This window comes from Bacteroides sp. (genome assembly GCF_052357945.1).
Lineage (GTDB): Bacteria > Bacteroidota > Bacteroidia > Bacteroidales > Bacteroidaceae > Bacteroides.
Map to the genome: position 1 here is coordinate 1 of NZ_DAWCXD010000170.1, position 9580 is coordinate 9580.

A 9580-nucleotide genomic window follows, 5' to 3' on the forward strand; every position below is an offset into this window, starting at 1 on the left:
CCCTGAAAAAAATAATAAAATAAAAATAACTCCTATTTGCAATAAAATTTTTTTATAACGTTTATTCTTAAACAAATATATAGTATATATCAAAACCATTAGCGAAACAGAGGATGACAATCTGCTTAGAAGTCCTAGAATTCCAGATGAGTTATCAATGTTCTGAGCAAACCTATTTTCATTAAAAAGTGGAATGCCATTTATGGCGTACGAATATAATGTAGTTAGCACATATAGTGCCAAACATACCTTAAAGAACAAATCATCAAATCTCCTATAAGCTACTTTCCTCCCCTTCTTTTTTATTGGAAAAGATTTTGCTGAGCTTATATAAAATATAGTCCAAAATAGAATTTGAGAACAAGCAAAAAATGAAAATAGTTCTGTACTAACATTCTTTGTTAATAGCAAGAAGACAGGTATTGCATTAGCTAACCCTACAAAAAAAAGACTAAGCAATAATGGGTCAATAACACTCCTTACTCTCCTAAGATACAAGGGAAGTAAAAATAGTTGACTTATAAATAGTGCAACAAAATACAGTTTTATATTAGGAAAAAAAAGTTGTTCTAAAAATGAATATGCATCCATCAGGAGTATCAATTAAAAAATAATTATAAAATAAAATTAGTACTCAATTAGACAAAACGTTCAACTGAAATGCATAATTTTAAAATTTAAGCCTTAATTTAGTTAGCGTCCAATTTAGACATGTCCTATACAGAAAGCCGCATTTAAGCGGTTTCCGTATAAAGTTTGTCAAAATCTGGATTGTTTTTTAATATTTATTATTGTTTAATCCGATAGTCATCGGCAGCAAATTCTCATAATCGGTACAACCGATCACTATCTGTTTGAAGAATTCCTTCAGATATTGCAGTACAGGTACGCCTTGCATCTTGCAGGTAGATATTATCGTATGGTATGCGGCTGATACACTTGCCATCTTTCCGCTTCCGAAGAATAGCGAGTTCTTACGTTCTCCGGCTAAAGGACGTATGAAACGTTCGGCAATGGAATTGTCGATGGTGTATGAACCGTCATGCGTATATGCAAACAGTTGTGTCCAAAAAGCCTTCAGATACCGGAGAGCCTTTTCCATAAGTTCACCCCGTGGAGGATGATCATCACTCAACAATGCGTCAAGTTTACTGCGCAGACGGATTATGATTTCTTTTGTCTTAAGATTGTTCCGGCATGTCTTTATCTGTTCCGGGGAAAGCCGCCCATGCTCATATTCAGCCTCCAACACATAAAGTTCACCCATGCAATCAAGGAAGAAAGCGGCATCAAGGTCACCACCCTGTTCCAGGGCATATTTGAACTTTGCCCTTGCATGTGCCATGCAACAAACATGTTCGATGTCTGTCAGATTGTCATCAAGATACATATATACGTTATACCCATCTGACTGTAACGCTTTTATTCCATGGTCACCGAGGATATGACGTAATACGTCATGACCTCTGGAACCATCCTCATAGCAATATATGACAATCTTCTCCGCCTTGTTGACAAGACACCATATATACCTTTTCCTGTAAGCGGATTTAACTTTCACCTTGCACCAGGTCTCATCACAATTGATGACTGAATCTTTTTCAAGGCAACATTCTTTCAGGAAACCTATCAGTTTGTTAATATGAAATGAACCTTTCTCAAGCCAATTGGTCAGGGTCATGCGGCTTAGCCGCATATCCTCGTCAAGGATACGTGATATCTCCCTGTACAAAGGAGTGTCAAGAACATATTTGTTGAAAGCAAGATAAGCCATAAAGGTACTTGACGCATGAGTACCGGGTACGACATCCATTATTTCAGGTTCGCCATCAAGAGGAAAGTATCCGTCACGGATGATTCCCTCAACTGTCTTGTTGCGGATTACTTCATAATCATGCTCTATTATACTGCTTACCTGCTCGTAAGAATATCGGCGCATACGTTTTATGATAATGGCACCTTCAGGCAATTTCGTTATATCACATTCATGGCAGACGGATTTGTCGGCCGTCATGGTGCGGTATGCCTTGCCTTGTCTGTACAGGCGGACTTCTTTCTCCTTCTTTTCCGGTTCCACATCAGACTTGTCAGAAGCTGACGATGTATTTCCTAAAGATTCCTGTGTCCCGTCAAAATCATCCTTGTTTTTGGTATGGTCGTCGCCCTCTGTTTTCTTGGGCTTGCGTTTCTGACTCTTGCTGCCATAAGTATGCTTGTTATTCAGTCGGACAACCTCTTCCAGAGAAGTTATCTTTTTAAGCAGATTCTCTATCAGGGAATCTTTGGTCTTGTCCCGCTTTTCTGATTCTGCGAGCATGGCTTTGAGGTCGGACATTTGCCTGTTCACATCAAGAAGCCCATCAAGTTTGGCCATGAGTTCCTCATTGCGCTTTTCATCGCGAAGGTGCATGGCCATAAGCTCACATAACAATTTTGATTTTTCGTCACTTGACATATCTGAATATGGATCCACCCAAGGTTCCGGAGAATCCTCCCTGGCCTTGAGCAGCTTTGATGAAGTTAATATTCTAGTGCGTTCTTCCTTGTCCATATCCATTGCTTATCACGCTATAAAAATACGAAAAAAAATACTGACATAAACAAGAAAAAATACTATTATTTATCTGATATTCAATCTTTTAATCACAGAACTTTCCAATAACAGCACAACATCTTCCCAGTTGATTTTATGCACAGGCAAGTCATTTTCAAACTCGACATGCATAAACTTATAACCGGGGACAAAACGTTTCTCATACAGGCTGTAAGAACGGCTGTCGTAGCCGAACAGACGGATAAGCCTATGGTCTTTGGACATCACTATAAACACGTCGCCAGCCTGAGGCTCACGGTCCAATTGCTGGTGTATGATAGACAATACACGCTCATATTTGCAACGCATATCGTGAAAGCCACGCAAATAATAGAATTGATTCAGACCGGTGATGCTTAACATAAAGCCTCCAACTTCTCTACCAAGCGTTTTAGACCATCGTAGCTTAAATTTCGCTGTTGAATATGAATACCGTTGGTCATCCGAATATCCACCATGATACGGGGAATACCTGATGATTGTGGAGAAGGGGCAACTTCGTTCTCCGAAGTACTCTCCGTGAGACTCGCAGGAGCACCTTCCACATGAACGGGAACTAACTTGTGACGCGTATCCTTGTACCATTTTTCAAACAGGTTATAAGGTAGCTTGTTTCTAAAGCAGAACTTCTGCATCGATTCGCCCGCCGGGACGGCTTCTGCTTTATAGCGAATAAAAAATCTTTCAAAATCTGAGTTGCTGTACATGATTCAATCGTTTTGGTTACAGCAGCAAAGGTATTCATTACGCAGAGAAATTCATATACGGCTTTTTTGGACGCTAACAACACAAAAATAATTAATATTTTTTTAGACTCTTAGATAAATAGTACAATTTATTCCAGCCCCAATAACACAATCCCTTTGCTGCATTTATCCAAAAAAAAATCCATATAACCCTTTTTCTTTTTATTACTGCAAAAAGAATGTTGAACAATAAATTAAATAAAATATTTATATACATGAAAAGAATATAAACAAAAGGATTCTTACCATTTAATGCAATATCATAAGCTTTAAGTATTGGATAGGCCAATCCAAACCCTTTAAACATATTTATTAAATATTTACAAGTCAAACGTTTGGAAGGTAATACATGATAAAATTTCGCATCGTCAGTATACGACAAACGATAATTCTCTAATACCATTAATTTTGTCATTTCACTATCATCACCTGATAACAAAAGATTTCCACATCTCCCAGTTAACAGAAGATCATAATTAGAATATATTTTCCTCAAAAGTAGAGTTCTAACACATATCCCTGCTCCATACAAAAAGTTAGCTTTAACATTATCTAATTGTGAACCGATGGCATAACTTGCGATATATTTCTTAACATAAGGATGAGAAGCCATTTGAAATTCGGCAATACCTAAGCCACCACACGCTCCCAGTCCAGAATCTTTTTCCATTTGATCATACATTGTTGATACATAAATATCACAAAGCACATTGTCATCATCACAAAATATAGTATATGAATATCGAGCCGCTCTAATTCCACATTTTCTTGCATTGAGTAAACCCGCCTTTGGCTCATTTATTAGTTGATATGAGATATGTCCTTTTTGCAAAACTTTATTTGCGATTCTCTCTGTATCATCTGTAGATGCATTATTTACCACAATTATCTCCCATAAAACAGAAGATGGTACTTGTTGAGCCAACAAAGCATTCAAACACCTCTCTATAATCCAAGCACTATTATAACAACAGACAATAACACTTATTCCATTCATTAATTCCATAAACTATCTTATTTATGCAAAATGATACCATCAACATTTTTCAACCAAGTTTCATAAAATGAAGAATTTTTGCCATAAGAATTATCAATAATCGTACACGATTTTCCTAATAAAATGGATAAAATAAAAACATGAAGACGAGTCGTATAGATTTCTCTATATTGGCTAACAAACTCTATTCCTTTTCTTATCAATTGCGGACGTAAAATATAAAATGCATATAAATCTATTATCGAAGACAACCCCAAATGACGAAATTTATAAGCTAATTTTAATCCTTTTTCTTCCCAAGTAACTTGTTCGTAGCTTGGCCAGTCGGATTCAAAAAGATTAAATAAAGGAGAAAATGAAATATTTTCTTTGCACAATTCCTTATCCTTGCGCTTTACATATAAAGTTTTATTTTGAGTTGGTTGCAAATACTTCTGAAGATTCTCATAAGGTATACAAAAAGCCATATCCGGTACTAATAATATAGTGTTTTTAAAATTTTTCTTGAGTACTTCAAAAGAATGTATATCTCTAGCACAAATCGTTAAATAAGGGTGTCTGGACATCAACTCTATGTCTCTCAACATATTTTCGTTTTTTTGATAAAATACAGTCTGAGGAAAAATAATAATTCGATTTTCAGGATAATTCCTTATCACCTTTCGTTTAAATTCATGTATATCCCAAATATCACCGAAATTACCACCACCTTGAAGCAAAATAATAGTATCCTTCTTTATTTTTCTTTTTAAATTGCTTGTAAATGCACTACCACATTCTAACATTTTGAAAGGAAGTCCTTTCAAAAAAGACAGTTCTCCTTCCCATATCAACAAATCACCAATATTAGAGTAATACGGTAAATCATATAAAACATAATCATTATTGATTAAAGGGGTCAGCTGTTCTTCAATAATCTGACGAAGTTCCCATATTTTTTCTTCACAAGTCATATTTATTGATTTTTATATTGTTTCATTATCCGTTATGAATTAGTTGTAGAATTCATGAAGCGGGACACGATAGTTATATTATGGTTTATCAACTCTTGTTTTTTCTTTGAATCTTTTTCTAACTCTATTAGCCTGTATAATGGATAAACTCTCGCTATTTTATCCTTACCTATTATTGATTTTACAATGGTAAATGTCTTTTTTTGCAGAAAGCTATTTGTGGCTACTTTATTCTCATCCAAATAGACATGAAAAACAATAGAATATTCCGGAAAGACATCAGGAGAAGCTAATTCCGCACTTGCACATTTAGGATAGGGACAAAAATCTCCAAGAGAAAAAATTCCAACTTTATTTTTCTTCTTTACAATATGTTGTATGCAATGCGGATGATGCCCTATTACCATATCTAATGGAGTATTCAACAAGAAGCGCATTAAATTGCAAGTGTATCTATCGGGAAGAAGATTGTATTGTCCGCCCGCGTGCATACACATAAAGATGAAATCGGCTCCCTTTTCTTTACTTCTTACTATATCCTGAAGCACTTTCTTTTTATAGCTAATTGAATGAAAAGTATACAAGGTGATTCCATGAAAAATTCTAAATAAAACATTGATGAATCGATGAATTCTATCCTGTTTCGACAAGACCTCTTGAGGCTGAAACATATTTACATAATACTGTTCTTTTTCTAAATAATGTTTATTAAAAGCAGCATTCGTTCCATAGGTATAAGATAAAAAAGCTATTTTTAGATTTCCAAATCGCTTAATATATACCATATCCCTTTCTTCTTTGGTAGCATAAGTACCAATATGATCCAAGCCGTATCTATCTAAACAATGAATAGTGCGGACCAAGCCCTCTTTATCCCTATCCAAACAATGATTATTTGCTGTAGTAAGCATATTAAAACCAATCTCACGCAATGCATCAGCCAATTCATCTGGAGTGTTAAAAGACCATTTATGGTTAGTATATCCTAAATTTTTTCCTCCTAAAGGAGTTTCAAGATTACCTACTACAAAATCAGATTCTTTAAGCAAAGATGCAATAGGTTCAAATATTGTTGAAAAATTACCATCTGCATTTTTTGTTATAGCTTGGAGTTGTTCAGGAGCAATAATAATATCTCCAGTAAATGTTATCTTTGTCATTTTATAACAGTATGTTTTATTTTACTTAGAAGGCTTCTTGTTTTTTGGTAATTAATCTTCAATTGCTTTGAAAAAGTCATATTAACATGATCAAAATTGTAATCATAAATCCAATCCATTTCTTGGGGAAGATGAATATTCCTTCTATTTTCAACACATCGCCTCTGTATATCTTTCCAGTATGGAATATGCATATCCATAAATATAAATCGTTTTAAAATATCATCTTTTATTCGCTCATATTTTGTACTAATACCTTTAAAACCGTATTTCTCTGGATCAACTCCTTCAGCTAATAATCCAGCTATAGTCCGATAACATTTTTCACATGCACAACAATTACGTCCCCCTCTAGAATCCCAACAAACCCTCAATGTTATTTCATATTTCGTAGACTGGATATACTGACAAATATGTTCTATTTTTTCCTGTCTGGAGTACTCATATTGATCATGGATTATATGGCAATTACAAAATTCTACACAATTGTCAATTGAGGGATGACTTGCACAAGTCACATTGTCCTTTGGGGTATAACTAGAAGCTATATAAATACACTTCAATCCTTTAAGATATGCAATAGGAGCTCCATGTCCTAATAAACCTATTCCATGTTGAAAACCATGCCACCAACCATCTCCTGAATTTTTCACCAAACAATTTAACTTTCTTTCATTTATAAAACTTCTAAAGTTTGTTTTTACAAATACACATTCTAAATCGAACATATCTGCTGTTTGTGTTACATGTCCGGACACATTTTTCCAACCATCCTCATCTTCAAGTTCAATATCTGAACCTTGTAATGTTATTAATAAAGGTCTTTCATGGATGTGTGCGAATAAAGTAGCGAAAGCATCAACCCCTCCACTAAAAAATGTACCCACCGTTTGATTCCCCTTATTTCTATTTACGTTAGTTTCTACTTTTGCAACATGAATTTCTCCCGTAAACTTCATTTGTGGATACATTGAAATGTATCCCTGTTTGAATTTCTCAATACTTTGATAAAAAGAACGATCTAGTCGTGGTACTTCCAAAATAGCATCTGTAAGCCATATTATAGGAAGAATATTCACAATAAAAGGAATTACCGCTACACTTTCAGGAAGGCCTTGTAACGGAATAGAATATTCTGTTCTAAAAACATTATTTTCTATATGGAAGTAGGATTGTAATCCACTAGTATACGTATATGTGACATCAATACATTGCTTCGTAACAGCCACATTTTGAATGCTGATTTTAGATTTCATATTATGATTTTAAATATCTTCTGATAATTGATTTCAATTTGTCTTTCTCATAGCTGTTCAATCCGATTAAATATATACTTGCAGATGTTGAAAGTACAGATAGTAATCCCACTAGTAAAAAACGAAAGAAGGATTCCTCCATATTCATATATAATATAAGAGGAAATATTATAGCTGCCAAGCTAACAACCAAATCCAAAAGCACTACGTTTTTTAAATATTTTTTTAAAGAGAGACCTATCATATTATGGAGAAGAGATAAACGAAACAGAAGTGCAAACAAATAGAAAATAATATCTATAACATAAATAGATATTGGTTGTTGACCCATTTTAAAAAGAATATATACAACTATGGGATTTAGCAAAAAAAGTCCCGACATTACTAATTGATATTTTTTTATTTTACCAGTTGCCAAGGCTCCATAAACCATTGTACCCGAAAGTGTATCAACAAGTGCTGCAATAAGGGACATACGAGTGAACACTACCACATATTCAGGTAGAATATGCAACCACAACTTCAAAATATATTCCGATTCTAATAAAAAAGGAAGAACAAACAGATATAATAAAAAATAAGAATACTTCGAACTATACACTAACAGCTTCAGCATATCCTCAATTTCTTCTTGAGCATATTTTTTCACTATTTGTGGATTAACAGCTAATTGAAAGTTGGACACAAACGCTGTAATAGCTCCATTTACTTGTACTGCAATTCCACGAGCTGCATTTAAAGACGGACCAAAAAAAAGATTTAGCAAAATATTTACGCCTTGCGTACGAGCAATCCATGCTAGCTGAGCTGATAAATTCCAACCGGCAAAACCCAATATAGAATTCAACAAATAAGGAGTCCACACCCATCTGATTTTACAATGAAATTTTCTTATGCAATAAGTGCTATACATAAGCATTATCACCAAAGTACTTCCTAATGTAAGGAGTGAATATAACTTAAGTCTGTCAAAGAAAAGAATTGTTAATAAAAATGCTACTAACAATTTCAAAGTAGCCTCAGCAATACTAAAATAAGCATAAATTTTCATTTTTTCTTGTGCTATTATCATTGCGTTATATGGAACTTGAATCACATTAATAGCTATAGAAATAACTGAAAAATGTAAAACCCAATTTGCTGCATCTATGCGGTTAGGAGGAATATTCATTTTATAATTAAGAAACCAAACAGCAATGGTTTCCCCCAATATTAAAATAACCAAGGCTATACAGATGTGTATAAAAATAGTCATATTAAATATTTTCATCAATTGTTCATTATCACCTTTACCTATAGCATAAGATAAAAATCTTTGAGTAGCAGCAGACATAGTACCATTTAAAAAAGAAAATATGGCAACCATACCACCTACTACATTATATACACCAAAGTCACTTACTCCCAATGCATTCAAAACGACTCTACTCGTATATAAACTTACAAACATTGTAAATAGCATACGAAAATAGAGAGCCAATGTATTCTTTGCCATATTTTTTTTGCTATCAGGAACAACTGTAAACATAGAGAATCATATGTCAGCGTCCATGACATACTGTCAATGGGAAGCCACTGGAAAGTGGTTTTCTCATAAAATACGTCAAAACGCCCCTTTTTTATTATTTGTCAAGACTATGGTTAAAGACAAAAGATATTCGCAATCTCTGTCCCCTTTAATAATTTCACACAAAAGTTATCTGAAACAGTTCCATGGCTTCAAAACATGCCCCCTTGAACCATTATCATAACGATAGATAATACAATATAGGAAGTTACCACTGATGTCTATTGATTTAAGGATTCTGCCACACATTAAAAGTAAGCACTCAATTTAGGGCATACCCCTTCGAAAGGGCACTTTTCAGTGCCCTA

General features: G+C 34.3%; 9 protein-coding genes. All 9 read right to left on the reverse strand.

Features of this window, described 5'->3' with window-relative positions:
- A partial coding sequence (locus ACT8YW_RS20050; protein WP_444106930.1) for a hypothetical protein occupies window positions 1-591 on the reverse strand: 591 nt, incomplete at its 3' end.
- A gap of 187 nt (window positions 592-778) precedes the next feature.
- Entirely contained in the window at window positions 779-2551 is a 1773-nt protein-coding gene (gene tnpC / locus ACT8YW_RS20055; RefSeq protein WP_118935750.1) for an IS66 family transposase, read from the reverse strand.
- Between the two features lie 69 nt (window positions 2552-2620).
- On the reverse strand, window positions 2621-2956 hold the full coding sequence (tnpB, locus tag ACT8YW_RS20060) for an IS66 family insertion sequence element accessory protein TnpB (RefSeq protein ID WP_110506354.1): 336 nt from the start codon (window positions 2954-2956) through the stop codon (window positions 2621-2623).
- Window positions 2950-3300 carry a hypothetical protein gene (locus tag ACT8YW_RS20065; RefSeq protein ID WP_118430311.1) on the reverse strand — a complete coding sequence of 117 codons (351 nt, stop codon included), beginning with the start codon at window positions 3298-3300 and terminating at the stop codon, window positions 2950-2952. Before ACT8YW_RS20065 ends, tnpB begins: the two co-directional genes overlap by 7 nt.
- A gap of 91 nt (window positions 3301-3391) precedes the next feature.
- Window positions 3392-4345 carry a glycosyltransferase gene (locus tag ACT8YW_RS20070; protein WP_110506352.1) on the reverse strand — a complete coding sequence of 318 codons (954 nt, stop codon included), beginning with the start codon at window positions 4343-4345 and terminating at the stop codon, window positions 3392-3394.
- Between the two features lie 8 nt (window positions 4346-4353).
- The gene (locus ACT8YW_RS20075) at window positions 4354-5289 is read right to left on the reverse strand and encodes a polysaccharide pyruvyl transferase family protein (RefSeq protein WP_110506351.1); all 936 of its coding nucleotides are present in this window, start codon (window positions 5287-5289) and stop codon (window positions 4354-4356) included.
- A gap of 32 nt (window positions 5290-5321) precedes the next feature.
- Window positions 5322-6449 carry a CapA family protein gene (locus ACT8YW_RS20080; protein WP_444106931.1) on the reverse strand — a complete coding sequence of 376 codons (1128 nt, stop codon included), beginning with the start codon at window positions 6447-6449 and terminating at the stop codon, window positions 5322-5324.
- The gene (locus ACT8YW_RS20085) at window positions 6446-7705 is read right to left on the reverse strand and encodes a hypothetical protein (RefSeq protein ID WP_087387775.1); all 1260 of its coding nucleotides are present in this window, start codon (window positions 7703-7705) and stop codon (window positions 6446-6448) included. Before ACT8YW_RS20085 ends, ACT8YW_RS20080 begins: the two co-directional genes overlap by 4 nt.
- A 1-nt stretch (window position 7706) precedes the next feature.
- Window positions 7707-9200, reverse strand: coding sequence for an MATE family efflux transporter (locus tag ACT8YW_RS20090; RefSeq protein ID WP_157955944.1), 1494 nt, complete (start codon window positions 9198-9200; stop codon window positions 7707-7709).
- Window positions 9201-9580 lie beyond the last annotated feature (380 nt).